At 71.8% G+C, this 19074-nt stretch carries 20 protein-coding genes; 12 read left to right on the top strand and 8 right to left on the bottom strand.

The window, feature by feature from the left end:
* The first annotated feature begins 72 nt into the window (after nucleotides 1-72).
* Both ACIOFR_RS28790 and ACIOFR_RS28785 read left to right on the top strand, forming a co-directional pair.
* Entirely contained in the window at nucleotides 73-768 is a 696-nt protein-coding gene (locus ACIOFR_RS28790) for a hypothetical protein (protein ID WP_401002134.1), read from the top strand.
* Nucleotides 743-1108, top strand: a complete 366-nt coding sequence (locus tag ACIOFR_RS28785; RefSeq protein ID WP_401002133.1) for a hypothetical protein — start codon at nucleotides 743-745, stop codon at nucleotides 1106-1108. Before ACIOFR_RS28790 ends, ACIOFR_RS28785 begins: the two co-directional genes overlap by 26 nt.
* Nucleotides 1109-1311: 203 nt before the next feature.
* Here ACIOFR_RS28785 and ACIOFR_RS28780 read toward each other — a convergent pair whose 3' ends face one another.
* Nucleotides 1312-2145, bottom strand: coding sequence for a YhjD/YihY/BrkB family envelope integrity protein (locus tag ACIOFR_RS28780; RefSeq protein WP_401002132.1), 834 nt, complete (start codon nucleotides 2143-2145; stop codon nucleotides 1312-1314).
* 360 nt (nucleotides 2146-2505) lie between these two features.
* Between ACIOFR_RS28780 and ACIOFR_RS28775 the strand changes: the two genes are divergently transcribed.
* A complete protein-coding gene (locus ACIOFR_RS28775) occupies nucleotides 2506-2745 on the top strand; it encodes a hypothetical protein (protein WP_401002131.1) in 240 nt (79 codons plus the stop codon).
* Here the strand turns inward: ACIOFR_RS28775 and ACIOFR_RS28770 are convergent.
* On the bottom strand, nucleotides 2717-3187 hold the full coding sequence (locus tag ACIOFR_RS28770) for a hypothetical protein (protein WP_401002130.1): 471 nt from the start codon (nucleotides 3185-3187) through the stop codon (nucleotides 2717-2719). The two genes, ACIOFR_RS28775 and ACIOFR_RS28770, sit on opposite strands and share 29 nt — an antisense overlap.
* 580 nt (nucleotides 3188-3767) lie before the next feature.
* On the opposite strand from ACIOFR_RS28770, the gene ddaH reads away from it, so the two are divergent.
* Nucleotides 3768-4964, top strand: coding sequence for a dimethylargininase (gene ddaH, locus ACIOFR_RS28765; protein ID WP_401002129.1), 1197 nt, complete (start codon nucleotides 3768-3770; stop codon nucleotides 4962-4964).
* The gene (locus ACIOFR_RS28760; RefSeq protein WP_401002128.1) at nucleotides 4907-5929 is read left to right on the top strand and encodes an iron-containing redox enzyme family protein; all 1023 of its coding nucleotides are present in this window, start codon (nucleotides 4907-4909) and stop codon (nucleotides 5927-5929) included. The genes ddaH and ACIOFR_RS28760 overlap by 58 nt, the downstream gene beginning before the upstream one ends.
* A gap of 25 nt (nucleotides 5930-5954) precedes the next feature.
* On the opposite strand, the gene ACIOFR_RS28755 is transcribed toward ACIOFR_RS28760, so the two are convergent.
* Nucleotides 5955-6164, bottom strand: a complete 210-nt coding sequence (locus ACIOFR_RS28755) for a CDGSH iron-sulfur domain-containing protein (protein ID WP_401002127.1) — start codon at nucleotides 6162-6164, stop codon at nucleotides 5955-5957.
* 28 nt (nucleotides 6165-6192) lie between these two features.
* The gene (locus tag ACIOFR_RS28750; RefSeq protein ID WP_401002126.1) at nucleotides 6193-6846 is read right to left on the bottom strand and encodes a HemK2/MTQ2 family protein methyltransferase; all 654 of its coding nucleotides are present in this window, start codon (nucleotides 6844-6846) and stop codon (nucleotides 6193-6195) included.
* Between the two features lie 537 nt (nucleotides 6847-7383).
* On the opposite strand from ACIOFR_RS28750, the gene ACIOFR_RS28745 reads away from it, so the two are divergent.
* Nucleotides 7384-9654, top strand: coding sequence for a catalase (locus tag ACIOFR_RS28745; RefSeq protein ID WP_401002125.1), 2271 nt, complete (start codon nucleotides 7384-7386; stop codon nucleotides 9652-9654).
* Between the two features lie 172 nt (nucleotides 9655-9826).
* Here the strand turns inward: ACIOFR_RS28745 and ACIOFR_RS28740 are convergent, their stop codons facing one another.
* The gene (locus ACIOFR_RS28740; protein WP_401002124.1) at nucleotides 9827-10006 is read right to left on the bottom strand and encodes a hypothetical protein; all 180 of its coding nucleotides are present in this window, start codon (nucleotides 10004-10006) and stop codon (nucleotides 9827-9829) included.
* 59 nt (nucleotides 10007-10065) lie between these two features.
* On the bottom strand, nucleotides 10066-10488 hold the full coding sequence (locus ACIOFR_RS28735) for a DUF4235 domain-containing protein (protein WP_401002123.1): 423 nt from the start codon (nucleotides 10486-10488) through the stop codon (nucleotides 10066-10068).
* A gap of 35 nt (nucleotides 10489-10523) precedes the next feature.
* Here ACIOFR_RS28735 and ACIOFR_RS28730 point away from each other — a divergent pair, with 35 nt between their 5' ends.
* The 5 genes from ACIOFR_RS28730 (at nucleotide 10524) to ACIOFR_RS28710 (ending at nucleotide 15005) form a co-directional block, all read left to right on the top strand.
* The gene (locus tag ACIOFR_RS28730) at nucleotides 10524-11165 is read left to right on the top strand and encodes an ANTAR domain-containing protein (protein ID WP_401002122.1); all 642 of its coding nucleotides are present in this window, start codon (nucleotides 10524-10526) and stop codon (nucleotides 11163-11165) included.
* A complete protein-coding gene (locus tag ACIOFR_RS28725; protein WP_401002121.1) occupies nucleotides 11158-12795 on the top strand; it encodes a phytoene desaturase family protein in 1638 nt (545 codons plus the stop codon). The genes ACIOFR_RS28730 and ACIOFR_RS28725 overlap by 8 nt, the downstream gene beginning before the upstream one ends.
* Nucleotides 12796-12857: 62 nt before the next feature.
* Nucleotides 12858-13340 carry an SRPBCC family protein gene (locus ACIOFR_RS28720; protein WP_401002120.1) on the top strand — a complete coding sequence of 161 codons (483 nt, stop codon included), beginning with the start codon at nucleotides 12858-12860 and terminating at the stop codon, nucleotides 13338-13340.
* A 322-nt stretch (nucleotides 13341-13662) separates the two neighbouring features.
* Nucleotides 13663-14685 (top strand): YihY/virulence factor BrkB family protein, encoded by a 1023-nt coding sequence (locus ACIOFR_RS28715; RefSeq protein WP_401002119.1) that lies wholly within the window; start codon nucleotides 13663-13665, stop codon nucleotides 14683-14685.
* Between the two features lie 137 nt (nucleotides 14686-14822).
* A complete protein-coding gene (locus tag ACIOFR_RS28710) occupies nucleotides 14823-15005 on the top strand; it encodes a hypothetical protein (protein WP_401002117.1) in 183 nt (60 codons plus the stop codon).
* A 236-nt stretch (nucleotides 15006-15241) separates the two neighbouring features.
* Here ACIOFR_RS28710 and ACIOFR_RS28705 read toward each other — a convergent pair whose 3' ends face one another.
* Nucleotides 15242-15691, bottom strand: coding sequence for an SRPBCC family protein (locus tag ACIOFR_RS28705; RefSeq protein WP_401002116.1), 450 nt, complete (start codon nucleotides 15689-15691; stop codon nucleotides 15242-15244).
* A 590-nt stretch (nucleotides 15692-16281) separates the two neighbouring features.
* Nucleotides 16282-17505: a polysaccharide lyase gene (locus ACIOFR_RS28700; protein ID WP_401002115.1), complete on the bottom strand. Its 1224-nt coding sequence runs from the start codon at nucleotides 17503-17505 to the stop codon at nucleotides 16282-16284.
* A 696-nt stretch (nucleotides 17506-18201) separates the two neighbouring features.
* Here ACIOFR_RS28700 and ACIOFR_RS28695 point away from each other — a divergent pair.
* Nucleotides 18202-18927 (top strand): DUF4265 domain-containing protein, encoded by a 726-nt coding sequence (locus tag ACIOFR_RS28695; RefSeq protein ID WP_401002196.1) that lies wholly within the window; start codon nucleotides 18202-18204, stop codon nucleotides 18925-18927.
* Nucleotides 18928-19074 lie beyond the last annotated feature (147 nt).

Genomic DNA, 19074 nt, shown 5'->3' with positions numbered 1-19074 from the left:
GCTTCACCTGAATCCGTTCTAACATGTCATCCATCCAATGACAAACACCCGAGTCGCTGAAGGAGTGACACCATGGGAGAGCGGTCCGACGCGCCCGCCACCGGCGGCCCACCGACGGGGCCGGCGTCCTTCCTCGCCGCCGCCGCCGCGCTCGCCGCCATCGACGACGCCGTCCGCACCGCACAGATCACCGGCGAACCCATCGCCCCGCCCGATACCGGTGCGCCGGACGAAGGGCCGGAGCCGGCCCTGGCCGCTCTGGTGCTGCTGCGCGAGCTGCGCACCGAGCTCGCCGGCTGGGAGGCGGGCCTGGTGGAGACCGCCCGCGCCGGCGGCGCCACCTGGGCCGACCTCGCCCAACCCATGGGAGTCGCCAGCCGACAGGCCGCCGAGAACCGCTACCTGCGCCTGCGGCCCGCCACCAGCCGACCCGAAGAGGCCGCGACCGGGGCAGAGCGCGTCAAGGCGGTGCGCGACCACCGGGCCGCGGAACGCGCCGTCACCGCCTGGGCCCGCGACAACGCCGCTGATCTACGCGTCCTCGCCGCACAGATCACCGCCGCACCCGGCCTAACCCTCCGGGCCCGCCCTGCCCTCACCGCGCTCACCACCGCCCTCGGCGCCCCCGACCCGGCCGCCCTGATATCGCCCCTCGCCGGCATGCGACCCCACCTCGCCCCCGCCCACCCGGACCTCACAGCCCGCCTCGACGACCTCACCCGCCGCACCGAACGCCTCCGCCATGACAGTGACCAACGACGCACCTGAACCCCCCGCCACCGCCGAGGACCGCTGGCAGCACATCGAAGACCGGCTCGCCGCCATCGAACGCCGTATCCGCGAGCAAAGCAGCGCCGCCATCGCCACCATCGACACCTGCCTGGCCAGACTCGACGCCCTCCGCCACGACCTGGCCCACCAGCCCTGGCCCCCGCAGTCCTTCCCCACGCCCGCGGACCCTCCGACCATCCCACCGAAACAACCAGCACGAGCCCCCACGTGGAACAGCTCCGGCCCGACTGGCCACCGGCACGCACCGACCGCCCCGGACGCACCACAGCACAGCCCGGCAGTCGGCCACCAGGCAGCCGTCCGGGTACCCGCGTGACAGGAGCCACCCACACGGCGGGACAGCGCGGCAGGACAGCAGCCGAGTGCACTTCCGGTCATCTGTCAGGCCGTGGGAAATCAGAAGACCTTCGAGTACCCCGACCGTCTGATCCGGGCGCAGCGGACGCCGGTGCGTTGTGCTGAGCGGCGGTCACGGTGCCTGCTTCGGTAAGGTGGTGTGATCCGGGACCGGTCCAGGCCTCACCGTCGTCGTCTCAGCGCACCTGGCACGCGGGGATATTCGTCGTGGACCAGGCGGCCGGCCAGTGCGCCGCCGTACACGACTGCGCCGACGCCGACCAGCCAGGACTGGATGACCAGGACGGTCCCGATCGGTCCGTAGGCGAGAGTGTTGGTGGCGATCAGCGGCGAGAAGACGAGCCGGGAGAAGACCCTCAGGCCGAGCAGCCCGGCCGTCGTGGCCACGGCTCCCGGCAGCAGGGCGCTCCACTGGACCCGTCCGCCGAGCAGCATCCGCTGCGACCACCAGAGGAACAGGACGGCGCTCAGCACCGCGGCGACGCCACCGGCCGGGGTCTGTCGCCACAGGGTGGTGGTGGCGGACAGGAGGAGGAGCCCGATGAGGGCGGCGAGCCACACGACGTGCCGCCACCTGGCCCACCAACGGGCCGGTGGCAGGTCCCAGATCTTCTCGTAGGTGGTCTGCACCGCCGCCCCGAACGACAGGCCGAACACGGCGAGGGCGGCGACGCTGAAGGCCGTCGTGGTCCGCAGCGTCTCACCGGGCAGGGCGATCAGCTGCTCGACCTTGCTCCTGGAGGGCGCCGACACGCCGAGTCCTTCGCCCAGCCATTGTGCGAAGCCCTGCCCGTTCGCCGGGTCGGCCGCTGAGATGACGATCAGCAGCGGCACGAGGGTGAGGAAGCCGAGCGCCGCGAAGCCCAGCGCCCGCTGCCACAGTTCGAGGGCGCTGCCCCGCCTCCACCCGCGCCCGGCCGGTGAACGGCCGACCCTGCGGCGCAGCCGCCCGAGCAGGGACGGTCGGACCTCGGGGTCGGGGGGCTTCTTCGGCATGGGTGTTGAGTACCACGGTCGATGCCGTCGCTGTGCCAGCGGCGCGGCGAGCGGCCTGCCGGGCTTGGGTGGGCCGGCCGCAGCGGTGGCGGGTGGGGCCGGGTCCCCCTTTCGAGGGGTTGTGGATCGGCGTGCTGTCGGTGCTGCTCGGGCGGGCCCGGGTGTGTACTCCGGTGCCCGGAACGGGGTCGGTTGCTCTGTCGGCACGCCTGCCGCTATCGCGCGGGCGGCTCTGACTTGTTGAGCCGTCTTGTGCCAGCTGGCTTCGCAGAAGGAGGCAGGAAACCGATCGCTGCGGCGATCAGCAGCACGGGCCCGACGGGTGTGTCCGCGAACGGGCGCAGCGTCTCGTCCAGGCCCTTGGCCGCCGCGGCTGCCGACCTCGCCGAGGTCCTGGAGGACTTCGTGGAACGGGTCGGCGTCCCGGGAACGGACAGCGGGGTGCAGGTGACAATCGGAACCGGGCACAACACCGAGCTGCGCACCGTGCGGATGCCTGCCGATGTCGTGGACTGGATCACGGAGGCGCTGCGCGAGGAGATCGACACGCTGCCCCACTACAGGGACGACGTCACCGGCGCCGACCAGGGTCAGGCCTGACTGGCGGACCGGATGGCGTGCCCGTCGCCCTCGACCTCCTGGCCGGCTGCCGCTGTACCGCGGGGTCATCGCCCAGCGACTCGCCGCCCTGCGGCCGGGTGACCGCGGGCCTCGGCCCGGCGGGAGTCCGGCCCACGGGCGGCAGCGTCCCCGCCGCCGCACCCGTGGTGGTGTCGCGCTGTTCGGCGAGGTCGTCGCGGTCCTTGGCAACCGCCTCCGCCTCACGGCGGGAGTCGCGCAGTCCGTGGCGCGCTTCGGCGTTTCGGCGCGAGGTGCGGCGCGCGCCGGTCAGGAGGAGTGCGAGCCCCAGCATGCCCGCCGCCCCGACGATGATCCCGAAGAGGAACGGTGTGCCCGTGGAGCCGGTCATGTGGTGTCCGAACACGGTGAACGCGTTGGTGAGCTCGTGCGCGGCACCGGTGTTGGTGAGGATCCCGGCCACCGCGACGATTGCCGCGGCGATCAGGATGGGAAGTCCGAGATTCTAGGCATGGCGGTGTGGACGCCTTCGCCTTCGAGGCGGCAGTCGCGGAGGATCTTCCAGATCCGCGCGAAGACATGCTCGACGCGGGCGCGGACCTGCTTGTGCGTGTGACGTCACACCGACGACGGCGCACCCGAACGCCTGCTGGCCGCCGTACACGCCAGCTTCGGCCCTCTGGACATCCTGGTGAACAACGCGGGCATCATCCAGGAACTCTCCGGTACCCATGTGAGCGTCACCGCCGTCCTGCCCGGCCTGATGCGGACCGGCTCCGACACCGCCGCGCGCTTCCACGGCCGACCCGGCGCCGAGTGCAGCTCGTTCGCCGCGGCGGCCTCGCTGCCCGTGCTGTCCATGAACGCCGAACGCGCCGCCCACGCGATCGTCCGTGCGGCCGAACTGCGCCGGCCCGAGATCGTTCTCACCCCCGCGGCCCGGGTGGCCATCACCCTGCAGGGCGTCGCTCCGGCCACCACAACCCGCCTGCTGGGTCTCACCGCACGCCTGCTTCCGTCCGCCGGGACACGCCCGCGTCGCGATGTGCCGGGCACCGAAGCCTCCGCGGAGGCCCCCTTCCGGCATCCGTCACGGTGCCAGGCGACCGCGCCGGACGGCGCCTCGGAGAACCCGAGCCGGGCCACCGACCTGCAGAGCGTGCATGACGGCGGGCTCCCCGCTGCTCCGGCCGGCGCGCGTCCCGGCCCTCTGTCGGGCACCGTGGTGCTGTGGATGCGCGAACCAGGCCAGGCGAAGGCAGAACGACATGAGGGCAAAGCCCCACGGCTCGGCTCGCACCGCCTCCCCACGCCGCTACCTGATGTGCCCGCCCACCCACTTCCGGGTGGAATACACAATCAACCCCTGGATGGTGCCGACACACCCGGTGGACCGGCGTCTCGCGACCGACCAGTGGAACACCATCCGCAGGACCTTGTTACGCCTGGGCCACCGCGTCGAGCTGATCGAGCCCCTGCCGTCGCTGCCCGACATGGTCTTCGCCGCGAACGGCGCCACCGTCGTGGACGGGAAGGCGCTGATCGCCACCTTCCGTCATCCGCAACGCGCCCCCGAGGCCGACGCGTACGAGACGTGGTTCCGCGGCCGCGGCACCGAACAGGTCCGCCGCGCCGAGCACACCAACGAGGGCGAAGGCGATCACCTGCTGGTGGCCGGCGTGATCCTCGCCGGGAACGGGTTCCGCACCACGCGGGCCTCCCACGCCGAGACCCATGACTACCTCCGGCGCACGGTGATCGGGCTGACACTCGTCGACCCCCGCTTCTACCACCTCGACACCGCCCTCGCCGTCCTGGACGACGAGCAGATCATGTACTGGCCCGGCGCGTTCTCTCCGTCCAGCGGACGCCGGCTGGCGGAACTCTTCCCCGACGCCCTGCGCGTCGAGGAGCGGGATGCCGTGCAGTTCGGGCTGAACGCCATCAGCGACGGCCACCACGTCCTCCTCCCCGCAGCAGCTCGCTCCCTTGCCCGGCGTCTCGCCGATCACGGGTACCGACCCGTCGCGCTCGACGTCTCGGAACTCGCCAAAGCCGGCGGCGGTCCCAAATGTTGCGTCCTGCAACTGAGCCCCCGGGCGGGCAGGCGACGACGACGCGTCGGACACCCCCACGGGGGTAGGCGCACCCCGAGCCACTACTTCTCCTGGAGGTCTTCACCGTGGGTGTCACCGCCACCGGCCCCGGCCCTCGCCTCCCGCAACCGCGCGGCCCGCTGACCAGCGACCTCGTCGCCCTGCTGACCACCGACCCCGATGCCGGGGCCGGCGAGGTGCCCGGCGGCGCGCCGGCGACCTCGGCCTGGAGCGAGGACCCCCAACTCGCGCTGTACCTCTGCTACGAACTCCACTACCGATCCTTCGCGGGTGTGGACGCCCGATGGGAGTGGGATCCAAGGATCCTGGGCCTGCGCGCGCAGTTGGAACAGTCCTTCCTGGAGGCGTTGCGGGCCGAGATCGGCGCGGTGCCGCCGCTGGAGGACCAGCTCCGGGACCTCCTGATCGAGCCCCCGGACGGAGACGGCCCGTCCCACTTCCTGCTGCGCCACGGTGAGCGGTGGCAGGTTCGCGAGTACCTGGCCCTGCGGTCTCTTTACCACCTGAAGGAAGCCGACCCGCAGAGCTGGGTCGTCCCCCGGCTGCACGGCGCCGCCCAAGCCGCTCTCATGGCAGTGCAGTACGACGAGTACGGCGCCGGCCGGGCCGAGCGGACCCACTCCCGGCTGTTCGCGGAGATGATGGCCGACCTCGGTCTGGACCGCGGCTACGGCCACTACCTGGACCACGCGCCGGCACCCGCCTTGGCGGTCGTCAACCTGATGTCCCTGTTCGCCCTGCACCGTGTGCACCGCGGCGCCCTCGTCGGACAGTTCGCCGGCGTCGAGATCAGCTCCTCGCCCGGGTCCGCGCGCCTGGCCGCCGCACTGGAGCGGCTCGGTGCCGGTCCTGCGGGCACCCGCTTCTACCTGGAGCACGTCGAGGCGGACGCCGTCCACGAGCAGCTGATGCGGCACGGCGTCATCGACGCCCTCCTGGCCGACGAACCCGAACTGCAGGACGACATCGCCTTCGGCCTCGCCGCCAGCACCCTGCTCGACGACCGCCTCGCCCACCACGCCCTCACCCGCTGGAAGCAGGGCCGTAGCGCTCTGCTCGCCCCGCTCGGCACCCCCGCAGCCGCCTGACCCTCACCCGCCCGCGCTCCCGGTGTCAGCCGGGGTCCGGCGGTGTCCCCTCCCGCGCAGGTTCCGCCGGTGGGCGCGAGCGACGGCGGTGGCTGGTGTCGCAGAACGGGTAACGCTGGCTGCGTCGACAGACGCACAGCGCCACCACCGGCCGCTCGCAGACCTCGACCGTGCCGTCCGGGAGCACGATCTCGACCGGACCGCTCACCAGCACGGGCCCCACATCGGCGGGCATGACCACGCGCGCGGACGCACAGGGCCGGCTACTCGGGGCGGACACCGCGGATCACCACCAACTCCTCGTGACGGACCCCGGGAGCAACGAGCCCCCGTTCCTCGAACCAGTCGGCGCGCGCCGACATGACGGGACCGAACGGGATCCGCCGTCGAGCAACCACCTCGGTCCGCAGCGCCGCCCGCCGAAGGGCCCGCAAGCTCACCCCGACCCCGCACAAGGAGGAGTGCACCAGCAACAGGACCCCGCCCGGCGCAAGGAAACCGGGGGCGGTGCGGCAGATCCGGTCCAGCAGGGCCCGCCCGTCCGGCCCGGCATCCCAGGCCCGCGCAGGGCCATGGGAGGGCAGTGCGGTTCCGGCGGCCGGCACATAGGGCGGGTTGGAGGCGATCAGATCGAACCGTCGGCCACGAACAGGTTCCAGCAGATCGCCCTGCAGCACGTGGATGTGCCGCCCGTTCAGAGCACCGTTGATCCACGCGGTGGCCAGGGCGCGCCGGGAGACGTCGATCGCGGTGACCCGGGCTCCGGTACCGGACGCCGCGAGGGCCACGACGCCCGTGCCCGTACCGAGGTCGAGCACCTCGTCGCCCTCGCGAAGCCGCTCGCGGCCCAGGCTCGCGATCAACAGCTCGCTGTCCTCCTGCGCACGGTAAACACCAGGCGTTCTCAGCAGCCACATACTCGGCGTCTGCCCGTCCAGCGCCCCTCGACACACTCGCGCCGGCCGGAGCAGTGCAGGCGGCAGGAGGAACGGATCGGCCGGGGGGCGAGGACGACGGTGCCGAGGGGCGGTACTGCTCGATGAGGTGGTCTCCGCGTGCAGGGGCAGCCGCCGCGCGGGCGCCGGCAGGCACCACGTCGCGCGACACCGGGTCCACGGGGAAGCAGTCCTCCTCCACCCCGACGGCGGGAAGTCCGGGTCCTGGTGCCCTCATCAGCCCAGCATCGCTCCTCCCGGGGCCTTGTCCCCCTGTCGGGGGTATACGGAGCCCTTGACGAGCCGCCGCCTCCCGTGGCGGGTGGGATGCCTCGTGGTCAGCTGGGGCACCCGCAGCCCGCCGCGCCGACCGTGCACGGGTGTGGTCGGCTGGGGCAGGCACGTTTCGAGCACGACCGTCCCACCAGTCAGTCGTTCGTACGGAATCGATAGGCCCGCGGTTGCGGTACCCCGACATGGATCACAGCCCAGGGCACCACACGCTGCGTCGGAGGAATGATGGACAAGCCCGGACCGGTGAAGAAGATCGTCGAGGCGGTCACCGATGCCGTGCACGGGGGCCGGCCGACGGTCGAGGTGCCCGGCGCGCCGGGCGTCGAGCCGCCGCCGGTGGCCGAGCCCACCTACCCGAGGGCACCGCTGCCGCCCAAGGCGGACCAGCGGGCGCCGGTCGCGCTCTCTCCGACCGGCCGGGACACCGGCGCCCCCGCAGACGCCGCGTCGCAGAACGGCGGCTACCTCACCACGGCGAACGGCACACGGCTTCCGGACTCCGACCATTCGCTGAGAGCCGGCCCGCGCGGGCCGGTGCTGCTGCAGGACCACCACCTGCGCGAGAAGGTGATGCACTTCGATCACGAGCGGATCCCCGAGCGCGTCGTGCACGCCCGGGGCGCCGCGGCCCACGGCGTCTTCCGCGGCTACGGCACCGCCACAGGCGTCAGCAAGGCGGCGTTCCTGGCCGAAGGCGTCGAGACACCGGTGTTCGTGCGGTTCTCCACCGTGCTGGGCTCCCGTGGCTCCGCCGACACCGTCCGCGACACCCGCGGCTTCGCGACGAAGTTCTACACCACCGACGGCGTCTTCGACCTGGTCGGCAACAACATCCCGGTGTTCTTCATCCAGGACGCGATCAAGTTCCCCGACATCATCCACGCCGGCAAGCCGCACCCGGACCGGGAGATCCCGCAGGCCCAGAGCGCCCACGACACCTTCTGGGACTTCGTCTCGCTGCACACCGAAGCCACCCACCACACCCTGTGGAACATGTCCGACCGGGGCATCCCCCGCTCCTACCGGATGATGGAGGGCTTCGGCGTCCACACCTTCCGCCTCGTGAACGCCGACGGTGTCACCACGCTCGTGAAGTTCCACTGGAAGCCCGGAGCCGGCGTGCACTCCCTGGTCTGGGAGGAGGCCCAGCTGCTGGCCGGTGTCGACCCCGACTTCCACCGCCGCGACCTCGCCGACGCCATCGAGACCGGCAACTTCCCGCAGTGGGAGCTCGGCATCCAGACCTTTCCCGACACGCCGGAACAGACCTTCGAAGGCATCGACCTGCTCGACCCCACCAAGCTCGTCCCCGAGGAGCTCGCCCCCGTACGGCCGATCGGCCTGATGACCCTCAACGCCAACCCGACCAACTTCTTCGCCGAGACCGAACAGGTCGCCTTCCACGTCGGCCACCTGGTGCCGGGCATCGACGTCACCGACGACCCGCTACTCGCCGGGCGGCTCTTCTCCTACCTCGACACCCAGATCAGCCGCCTCGGCGGCCCGAACTTCGCCCAGATCCCGATCAACCGCACCCACGCCCCCGTCAACGACATGCTCCGCGACGGCTTCCACCAGGACGCCGTGCACAGCGGCGTCGCCCCCTACAAGTCCAACTCCCTCGACGGCGGCTGCCCGTTCCTCGCCGGCCCCGGCGAGCACGCCTTCATCGACTTCCCCACTCCGATCGCCGCCGCGGCCAAGGTCCGCGAGCCCCCCGCGTCGTTCGCCGACCACTTCAGCCAGCCCCGCCTGTTCTGGCTCAGCCTGAGCCCGGTCGAGCGAGAGCACGTCATCGCCGCCTACACCTTCGAACTGTCCAAGGTCTACGAGCAGACCATCAGGGAACGGGTGCTGACCGTCCTGGCGGAGGTCGACGACGTGCTCTGCCAGGAGGTCGCCGCAGGCCTCGGGCTGCCCGCGCCGCAGGCGGCCGGCGGGACGGGCGTCGAGGTCGCGCCGAGCCCGGCCCTGTCCCAGGTCGGACAGCGCTGGCCGACCACCGGCCGGGTGCTCGGCATCGTCACCGGCGCCGCCAGCGACCCCTCCACCGTCCGGCAGCTGCGGGAGGCCGCCCTCGACGCCGGGCTGCTGCCGCTGGTCATCGCCCCCACCGGGGCACCCCTGGCCGACGGCCTCGCCGTGCAGCGGACCTACGCCGCCGCACGGTCCGTCGAGTTCGACGCGCTCCTGGTGGTCGGTGCGCCCGCGCCCGGCGCCGACGACCGCGGGGCCAGGGATGCCAAGTCCGGCGCCGTCGCGGGCGGGCAGCAGACGCTCGACTCCCGCGCCGCCCTACTCGTCAACGAGGCCTGGCGGCACGCCAAACCGATCGCCGGCCTCGCCGACACCCGCGCACTCTGGGTGGCAGCGGGAGTCGACCCACAGGCACCCGGCGTGATCACGGCCACCGAGGACGCCGACGCCATCCCCCTGCTCGTGGACCTGCTCAGCGTCCACCGCAGCTGGGAACGATTCCCGGCCTCCGCGAACTGAGGAGAGCCTCGGGTACATGCGAGGCCCCCGGAGCTGTCGCAGCTCGCCCGGGCGTGGGGGCAGCTGCGCAGCCGGGCGGCTACCGCGCGCGGGACCTCCCGGGCGGTGGCCGCGCCCCGCTGGGGCGGCTGGGCGGCCCGTGACGCCCGGGCCCGACCCGGCTGCCGTGCCGTCAGTCCGCCTGGGCCTGCGGCGGCTGCTCGGCGGCGTCCCGTTCAGGGTCGGTGCGGCGGGTGTCGTCGCTCTGCCGCACCCGGTCGATGTGGTCGGTGTTCTTCTCGTCGACCTCGTCCTTCAGGTGCGACAGGTCGGCTGACTTGCGGTGGGCGCGCTCACGGTCGAACTCGTTCATCGGGCTGCCTTCCTGTGTCGGCGGGGCCGTCGTGCGGCGGGTGCACGGGATAAGCCGGGTCAGGCGCCGGTGAGGCGGCGAGCGCCGGCAGCACTGCGACGGTCGATCGCGGCCCTGAAGAGAGCGAACACCGCTCCTCGGAGGGCGGCGGCGGTGAGCACCTCTCGCCAGGTGCGGTCGCGGTCGCCGGCCTGCGGGGCGTCGTTCTTGTGCCCGACCAGACGCCACAGGCGTTTGAGGACTGCACCCGCGACCACCCCTCCGAAGGAGCCGAACAACAGCCCGAGTGGCTTGTACAAGATCTTGCCCATCGCGAACTCCCGGGTTCGGGTGACCGCCCCGGCCGAGCGGCTGACAGGCGCCTGTCCGAAAGGAACACGGCCAATCGCATCCGGCTTCAGTAGGCCACCCTCGATGACGCGTTCACGGGTCAGCTCCGCGCCGAACTCCACGCGGAAGTCCTGGAGAGCGTCGAGGAGCACCACGTGGTCCTCTCGCCGAACAACGGGACAGGCTCATGACCATCGCCGCCTCGGACGAGCGCACGCACATGCCGGAGCTCTTCGCCCGTCAGCACGACCAGGGCCCGTACGTCGGCTGCTACCGCACCGGTAGTGCGCGCGTCGCCATCGACCTCACCGATCTGAAGGTCGCCTCCGAGTGGCAGGCCTTCGCATCCCAGGCCCGACAGGTCGGCTTCGTGGCCGCCCACGCGATCCCCGTGCGGCTGCGCGGGCGGGTGATCGGCACCCTCGGCCTCTTCCAGAGCACGCCCGGACAGCTGAGCGCGGACGACGTCGTGCTCGCCCAGGCACTCGCGGACGTCGCCACCCTCGCGATCCTCCAGCAGCGCACCCTCGACGACAGCGAGCTCGAACGCGGCCAGCTCCAGTACGCGCTGACCAGCCGGATCGTCATCGAACAGGCCAAGGGCATCCTCGCCGAACGCTGGCAACTCCCCCTCGAAGACACGTTCGCCGCCTTCCGCGCCTACGCCCGGGCCCACCAGGTCCCACTCGCCGAACTGGCCGAGGACACCGCCGTCGTCCTCGCGCCCGCCCACCACCCACCGGCGTCGATGCCCGCCCCCGACAAGCCGCACCGCGGCAGCGCGGGTAGCGTGCTGGACGGGGAGGTCGCAAGGGAGCCTCATGTCTGATGCCATCGTCATCGGCGCCGGCCCCAATGGGCTGGTGGCAGCCAACATCCTGGCCGACGCCGGCTGGCAGGTCGACGTCCTGGAGGGCCAACCGGAACCCGGCGGCGCCGTCCGCAGCGACCGGGGAGTCCACCCCGACTACGTCCACGACGTGTTCAGCTCCTTCTACCCCCTCGCCGTGGCCTCCCCCGCCATCGGGGCCCTGGACCTGGAACGTCACGGACTGCGCTGGACCCAGGCACCCACCGTGCTGGCCCACCCGATGCCAGACGGCCGCTGCGCCACCCTGCACCGGGGTGCCGCCACGACGTGCGCGAACCTGGCGAGCGCCTTCGGCGGCGCGGACGCCGAGGCCTGGCAGCGGCTCTCCCGGCTGTGGGACGACCTGGACCCGCACCTCCTGCGAACGCTGTTCACCCCCTTCCCACCGGTGAGGTCCGGCGCCGCGACGGCCGCGCGGCTGCGGGCGGCGGGCGGACTGCGAGCGTTGCGCTTCCTGACCTTGCCGGTACGCCGCCTGGCGCAGGAGGAGTTCACCCAACCGGGAGCCGGCCTGCTGCTCGCCGGGTGCGCCCTGCACGCCGACCTGATGCCCGAGAGCGTCGGCAGTTCGGCGTTCGGCTGGCTGATGGCCATGCTCGGCCAACAGGTCGGGTGGCCCGTTCCGATCGGCGGCGCCGCCGCCCTGACGGACGCGCTGGTACGCCGCCTCGAAGCCCTGGGGGGCCGCATCCACTGCAACGTCCCCGTGGTGGAGGTCGTCGTGCGCGGCGGCCGCGCGCTCGGGGTGCGCACCGCCGACGGCCAGGCGCACCCGGCCCGTCGCGCGGTCCTCGCGGACGTCCCGGCCCCCGCCCTCTACGGCACCCTGGTGGGGTGGGAGCACCTCCCGGCCCGGATGCCGGCGGACCTGCGGCGCTTCCAGTGGGACTTCTCCACCGTCAAGATCGACTGGGCCCTGGCCGGCCCCGTCCCCTGGACAGCGCCCGCAGCCGCCGCAGCCGGGACCGTGCACGTGGGCGCCGACATGGACGAGCTGAGCGACTACGCCCAGCAGCTGACCACCGGCCGACTCCCCCGGCGGCCGTTCCTCCTCCTGGGGCAGATGACCACCGCCGATCCCGCACGGTCCCCGGCCGGAACCCAATCCGCCTGGGCCTACACCCACGTCCCCCAGACGATCACGGACGATCTCGGCCCCGACGCCATCACCGGCCGGTGGGACTCCCGGGAGGCCGAGGCCATGGCGGGACGCATCGAGCAGCAGGTGGAGCGCTTCGCCCCCGGGTTCGGCGCCCGGATCGCCGCCCGGCGCATCCTCACCCCGCCCCTGCTGCAGTCCCTGGACCCGAGCCTCGTCGGCGGCGCCATCAACGGCGGCACCACCGCGCTCCACCAGCAGCTCGTCTTTAGGCCGGTGCCGGGCACCGGCCGCCCCGAAACGCCCGTGACCGGGCTCTATCTGGCTTCGTCGTCCGCCCACCCCGGGGGCGGCGTCCACGGTGCCTGCGGAGCCAACGCCGCCCGCGCGGCCCTGCGCTCGCACCGTCTCCTGGCGGGCCGCGTGCTCTCACCGGGCCTCGCGGCAGCCCAACGCATGCTCTCCGGCCCCCGCGAACGGCACGACTGACGACCACCCGGCCACAGCTCCCGAGCCACGGTCCGGCACAACGCGCACGGAGGAGGAACCGTATGGCACGGCGCCAGCAGTTCGTCGAATGCCCACCGCACGCCGTCTGGGACGTCCTGGCGGACGGCCACCGCTACGCCGAGTGGGTCGTCGGAACCCAGGACATCGACCACGCCGACCCCGACTGGCCGAACGTGGGCGCCGCGTTGCACTACCGGGCCGGCCTCGGCCCGCTCACTGTCAACGACAGCTGCACGGTGCGGATATGCGAGCCCGGCACCCGTCTGGAACTCGAAGCGAAAGCCGACCCCTTCGGCGCCGCCCGCATCGCGTTCACGCTCCTCCCCTGGGGCGACAACACCCTGGTCCTCCTCGACGAACACCCTCTGACCGGCCCCGGCGCGCGGCTCCAGGGGCCGCCGAGCGAACTCCTGCTGCACCTCCGCAACCGCCGGCTGCTCGGCAACCTCGCCCGGATGGCGGTCAGGGAACACCGGCACGCCGCCCCGGGCACCGACCGGCACAGCACGGAGACGGGTCCGTAGCCGGAACGGACAACGACGACGGACCTTCCGCCGGCGCCCCTGCCACTCAGGCGGGGCACGTTTGTCCTGCTCGTGCCGTCGGGGCCACGGCACGTCCGGTCAGCGCGTCGAGGCCGCGCACCGGGTACGCCCCAGCTCTCGAAGCACACGCAACCGCCGTCCAGAGGACTGGTTCGCGATCCCCAACCGAGGGCAGCACCCGGTGCTCCCGGGCCGGATCAGGCCACTGCCGTGCCGTGCGACGTCCAGCCGGGGAGGCGGAAACGCCCCACCAGTCGCCGGAGTCCTGGTTCACTGCAGCGGACGAGGATAGACGTCCGGTATGGGATCCCTGTTCAGACGCAGGCGCAAGAGCAGTGATGAGAAGCGGGACGGCCCCCCGGGGCCCAGCCGGCAGGTGGAGGAAGCCGCCCCGGACGAGCTCGGCGAGCTGCCCCGGCGCTCATGGTGGGCGGTCCTGCGCCGCACCGGCAAGGAGTTCCTGGAGGACGAGCTCCCCGACCGCGCGGCCGCCCTGACCTACTACAGCGTCCTGGCGATCTTCCCGGCGCTCCTCGTCCTCGTGTCCGTGCTCGGCGTCGTCGGGAAGTCGGCGACCGACACCGTCCTGGACAACGTGGAGAAACTCGCCCCCGGCCCCGCCCGCGACATCCTGCGCAACGCCGTCGACCAACTCCAGAACAACAGCGGCACCAGCACCATCCTGATGATCGTCAGCCTGGCCGCCGCCCTGTGGTCGGCCTCCGGCTACGTCGCGGCGTTCATCCGCTCCTCCAACGCCGTCTACGACATCCGCGAAGGCCGCCCCGTCTGGAAGACCACCCCGCTGCGCCTTGGGCTCACCCTGCTCCTGATGGTGCTCCTCGCGGCGAGCGCGGTCATCGTCGTGTTCACCGGCCCGCTCGCGGACCGCGTCGGAAGAGCGCTCGGTGTGGGAAGTACCGCGCTGACGGTGTGGTCCATCGCCAAGTGGCCGGTCCTGGTGCTCCTCGTCGTGCTGATGATCGCCCTGCTGTACTGGGCCGCACCCAACGTCCGCGACCGCGGCGTCCGCTGGATCTCCCCCGGCAGCCTGCTCGCCGTGCTGCTCTGGCTGGCGGCCTCCGCCGGATTCGCCCTGTACGTCGCGAACTTCGCCGCCTACAACAAGACCTACGGCACCCTGGCCGGTGTCATCGTCTTCCTCGTGTGGCTGTGGATCTCCAACCTCGCCATCCTCCTCGGCCTGGAGTTCGACGCCGAACTCTCCCGTGGACGCGCCATCGAGGGCGGCCTGCCGAAGGGCGAGGAACCCTACGTCCGGCCCCGCGACACCCACACATGGCCCGACGACGAACAACCCTGATCCCGGGTCGGTACCCGCCGTCGGGACGAATCGTCACCGCCTCCCGCCCACCCGACGCACACACGGGCGCCCGTAGGTGGCCGAGGAACCGCCCCGGCATCCCCGCCCCCTGTCTCGGAAGGAGGCCGAACCCCACCATGGAACCCCGCTCCGACCCGCAACCACTGCTGCGCGGCACTGCCGAGGCCGTCCACGACCACGACGACCGCGTTCTGCGCCGCCTGCTGAAACAGCTCGCCGAGCAAGCCACCGTCGAGGACCTCTACGCCCTGCGCAGAACAATCCCCCGCCCACCGACCACCGCCCGCGGCCACAGCTGACCCGGACGGCCGGTCTCCGGGAGGACAGACCCGGACCCACCAGGCCGGCCCGGGCGCCGGCTCAACCGAACCGCCATCGGGCACGGCAGGCCCGCAATGTCCACGGGCGGGGCGCACGTCGTTGCAGCCGGCGCCCGTGCCGTCGGCGCTGTCCGTGATGGGGGGCGGCAGGCGGAGCGGCGCCGCGACAGCCCAAGGTCCCGCCTGCCACAGCAGACGGGACCGTTGGTGAGGTGTCAGAGCCGGCCGCGGTAGCCGCCGCTCTCGGTGCCGCGCTCCTCGATGAAGTGCTTGAACCGCTTGAGGTCGCCCTTCACCTGCCGGTCCAGCATGCCGACCATGTCGGCGGCCTTCTCGGCCATACCTCCCGGCTGGAAGTCCATCTCCATCATCACCCGGGTGTGGCTCGCGTCGATCGGCTCGAAGCGGACCATCCCGGTCTGCTTCACGTCCCCGCTGGTCGTGCGCCAGGCGACGTGGTCGTCCGGGACCTGGTCGACGATCTCGGTGTCGAACTCGCGCTTCACCCCGGCGATCTTCGTCTTCCAGTGGTTGTGGCGGTCGTCGATCTGGGTGATCTCCTCGACACCGTCCATGAACTGCGGAAAGGTCTCGAACTGCGTCCACTGGTTGTACGCCATGCTGATCGGCACGTCCACGTCGATCGATTCCTGAACCTTGCTCATCGCTGCACTCACTTCCATGTCGATTCAGCGGTCGTCCACCGCCTGCCCCGCCGGTCCCTGACATGCGGGGCCCGTCACCGATTCGGCCCGCTCCCGGCCCCGTCGGCAACCGCTCCCCACCACCTCCGCGCCGCCCGGAGCGTCCCGATCCGCTGCGCAGCGCCGCCGACGTGCAGCCCCAGGGCCGCACGGCCGACTCACCCACCCGGGGTACACGCCCGCACAAGCCTGCGCACCGGCGGCCCCTCCGGCGGGAAGGGCGGGGAGGTCGGCGGCGAGAAAGGCTGCGCGGTCGCGGATCTCGGACCAGACGGCGGTTGCGGTGCCGCTTCCTGCGCGGGTGGTGGCCGTTCGCCTCGGCGCAGCCCGGGCGGGCGAGCGTGGTGCGGAATCCGGCGACCTCCTGCCGGCACGGCGGGCAGAGGGCGAGGTGGCGTTCGGGCGCCGGATCGGTTGAGCGAGGCCTCGAAGGCCCGTTTGGTGGTGCCCTTCGCTGGGAGCCAGAGGTTGCTGGAATGCCAGCCTTCGCCAGGCTGGTCAGAGTCCGGTCTGCAACAGGAGCAGGGCGAGTAGAGAAGCCTCACTGAGTATCAGAGGGCCTTGCGGTGGGTCCGGCGGGTTGCCTTCCTCAGGCGGACCCGGTAGATCACGAGGAGTCCGACGATCAGCAGTGCGCTGCCCACGGCAATGACGGCCGGGGTGCTGTTGGAGGAGCCGGTCTGCGCCAGGGCGCGGTCGTTGTTATCCGTGTCCGTGTCCGTGTCCTTCTCGGCCAGGACCTCGTCCGCTGATTCGGACGGCGACCCGGGCGCTGCCGATCCGTTCATCGGGGCCGACGTGGAAGGCTGCGCCGAGGGCGGCTCCTGCTCCGACCCCGATGCGGAGGATCGGGCGGACGGGGACGACGACATGGGCTTCGAGGATGTGGCGGGGACCGACGCGGCAGAGGACGGCACAGCCGTCGGGTTGCCGGAAGCCGGGGAGATGGGGGTGATGGAGATGTCGTCGTAGTAGATGACCACGGGCGGCGTCCCTCCGTTCACATACCCCTTCTCGGCCTTCCAGTTCGGCCGGTACAGCCCGATCTTGTGATAAGGGACCGTATCGCGGTGCGGAGCGTTGGTGGTCTGGCTGTAGCTGTTGGGGCCCTGGTGGGATCCCACCTGGGCCCCGTCGAGCCGGGCGGTGATGGAGCCGGGCGTCGTCGCGGTGGACCAGGTGATGTCGAAGGACCACTGGTTCCAGTGTCCGAGCCGTACGGGGCCGAGATCATATTTGATCTCGTTCAGGGGCCCTGCGCCGACGGTCCAGTGGACGATCATTATCCACCGGTCCTCCCTCACCGCGAGGACGACGGCGGGGGTAGTGCCCTCCCCGCCGTGCCACTGGGACACGATGGTCTGGGCCCCGAAGGAGATCCAGTCCTGCGGTAGGTAGTTGGAGAAGGTGTAGCGGTAGCTGCCGTACGGCAGGCGGCTGGTGGCAATCTCGGTGCGGTAGGAGTTCCCCTGGTCGGGCATGGTGAACCGAACAGCCTTGCCCGCGTGTCCACCGGGTGCCGCCACGACGTCCACCGCGCCACTGCCGTCGATGCCCTTGCGGGGCCACATACCGGTGTTGCCGGACTCGAAGCCGTCGCTGAAGGGGATGGAGGTGGACTCCGCAGCCGCAGTGGGGGCGACGGACACGCCTCCCACCACCAATGCGGCCGCAAGAAGTGCACCGACGCGACGGCTGTGACTGTGACGCTGGGACATGAACCATCCTTGGAGCTGAAAGTGACGGTGGCCTTGCAACGCGGTGGCCTGCGACAAGCGGTGGAGCGGATACGTCCTCCCCGCTCTCCCACGCACATCTGGCTTCGGTAGGAGCCGGCTGCCAGTAAGAAGGTCCACGCCGCCCCCCGTCCCGGCTCGTTACCGACGTGTTATCTACGGTCTCGGGAGCACCGACCGACAGCGGGACGAGCCGGTGGCGCCCTCCGGGCGCCGGCGGCCAGCCCGCTCCCAGGGTGAGCCAGGAACTGGCCGTCCGCCAGGTGACAAAGCTGCTGGCCAGCCATCCCGAGCGCCTCGAAGGGGAACGGTGCCCGCAGACTCAAGAAGCTCCTGTCCGACTGCCCGGAGCTGGACAGCCTCGCGACCTGCGTGCGCACCTTCACCGAGACGATGACCGAGCGGAAGGGCACAACCTCGCCGACCGGCTCGAACGGGCCGACGCCGCCCTCCCTGTCCAGCCTCGCCCGCGGCCTCCGCCAGGACTTCGAGGCCGTCACCGCCGGCCTAACGATGGAGTGGAACTCCGGCCGCGTCGAGGGAAACGTAAACAGGGTTAAACGGATCAAGAAGGGACGGATACGGGCGCGCCGGCTTCGGCCTTCTCCACCTGCAGATCCTCCACACGGACTGATCGATAGCACAGCCGGTGACGCTCCACAGCAATGGGATCAGAACGTATGTCGTGGCCACTGTCAGTTCCCTCAGGACGCGGAGGGCCTGTGGGCAACCTAGATCGGGGCTGACACGGCGCGGGTGCAGAACGTTGCCTTCCTCCAGGACAGGGCGGCGGAGGGCGACGTCGTGAGGTTCCAGACGGACGCAGAGGGCAGGCACCGGGCCGTCGGACGGGTCAGCGCCTCCGGCAACTGCACGACGTCGCCGCGTGCCGACCTGACTGCACAGCCTGAAGCATCTGCCTGGCCTCATTCAGCTCGACGGGCGGTACCAGCTCCGGCGCCGCGGCGCCACGGCCGCCAACGTCGCCACGGCGCCCGTTCGCTGGCTGGGCGGGCTCGCGGGATGAGGCGCTCGTGGCGGGAGGGTCGCGGGAGTGTCACAGGCGCGCGACAGGGCGGGTTCGATCGGGGCCTGCGGACTCTTCCCACCTGGTGCATGTCGGCGAACTGCGGTGTCTGTGAGGCCTCTTCGTTCGCACGACATGCCGGCCAGGAGATTCACCCGACCCATCCGTTGTCGATCGGTGTGGTGCCGGAACGTTGCCCGGCTCTGCGGGCCGCCGCCACCCGGTCATACTCCCCAGGGGGAAAGCATGTTCCACCTCACGCGCAGGACGGCGGCGGGCGCCACCACCGAACTCGTAGTCCTCCAGCCGTCTGTCGCCTGTTCCGGCGCCTGCTCGGACGCCGCCCGCGGACCGGAAGGCCCGGTCCGCGACGACGGCACCGAGAGGTCGGCCCCGTCGCGGAGGGCCCGAACGCTGCGTCCCTCAGTGGCTGATGTCCGACGCGGTGGCCTGCGGACGGCCTTCGCCGTCCTGCTCATCGCCGCGGTCACCGGGTGCGCCACGGCGCGGGGCGGCATGCCCGGGCTGCACATGGGGCGGAGGGCGCCCGGGGCCGCAACGGCGAGCGGAACGCCCTTCGC

The sequence above is a fragment of the Kitasatospora sp. NPDC088346 genome, assembly GCF_044740765.1.
GTDB lineage: Bacteria > Actinomycetota > Actinomycetes > Streptomycetales > Streptomycetaceae > Kitasatospora.
Note: the sequence above shows the minus strand (reverse complement) of the source record. Positions and strands in the feature narration are given on the sequence as shown.

What these genes read in the sequence shown, in the direction of transcription:
- ACIOFR_RS28730 (WP_401002122.1), top strand. Translation starts at nt 10,524, where the DNA reads ATGACCATCGCCGCCTCGGACGAGCGCACGCACATGCCGGAGCTCTTC.
- ACIOFR_RS28750 (WP_401002126.1), bottom strand. Translation starts at nt 6,846, where the DNA reads ATGTGGCTGCTGAGAACGCCTGGTGTTTACCGTGCGCAGGAGGACAGC.
- ACIOFR_RS28705 (WP_401002116.1), bottom strand. Translation starts at nt 15,691, where the DNA reads ATGAGCAAGGTTCAGGAATCGATCGACGTGGACGTGCCGATCAGCATG.
- ACIOFR_RS28710 (WP_401002117.1), top strand. Translation starts at nt 14,823, where the DNA reads ATGGAACCCCGCTCCGACCCGCAACCACTGCTGCGCGGCACTGCCGAG.
- ACIOFR_RS28725 (WP_401002121.1), top strand. Translation starts at nt 11,158, where the DNA reads ATGTCTGATGCCATCGTCATCGGCGCCGGCCCCAATGGGCTGGTGGCA.
- ACIOFR_RS28740 (WP_401002124.1), bottom strand. Translation starts at nt 10,006, where the DNA reads ATGAACGAGTTCGACCGTGAGCGCGCCCACCGCAAGTCAGCCGACCTG.
- ACIOFR_RS28780 (WP_401002132.1), bottom strand. Translation starts at nt 2,145, where the DNA reads ATGCCGAAGAAGCCCCCCGACCCCGAGGTCCGACCGTCCCTGCTCGGG.
- ACIOFR_RS28715 (WP_401002119.1), top strand. Translation starts at nt 13,663, where the DNA reads ATGGGATCCCTGTTCAGACGCAGGCGCAAGAGCAGTGATGAGAAGCGG.
- ACIOFR_RS28790 (WP_401002134.1), top strand. Translation starts at nt 73, where the DNA reads ATGGGAGAGCGGTCCGACGCGCCCGCCACCGGCGGCCCACCGACGGGG.
- ddaH (WP_401002129.1), top strand. Translation starts at nt 3,768, where the DNA reads ATGTGCCGGGCACCGAAGCCTCCGCGGAGGCCCCCTTCCGGCATCCGT.
- ACIOFR_RS28785 (WP_401002133.1), top strand. Translation starts at nt 743, where the DNA reads ATGACAGTGACCAACGACGCACCTGAACCCCCCGCCACCGCCGAGGAC.
- ACIOFR_RS28745 (WP_401002125.1), top strand. Translation starts at nt 7,384, where the DNA reads ATGGACAAGCCCGGACCGGTGAAGAAGATCGTCGAGGCGGTCACCGAT.
- ACIOFR_RS28720 (WP_401002120.1), top strand. Translation starts at nt 12,858, where the DNA reads ATGGCACGGCGCCAGCAGTTCGTCGAATGCCCACCGCACGCCGTCTGG.
- ACIOFR_RS28755 (WP_401002127.1), bottom strand. Translation starts at nt 6,164, where the DNA reads ATGCCCGCCGATGTGGGGCCCGTGCTGGTGAGCGGTCCGGTCGAGATC.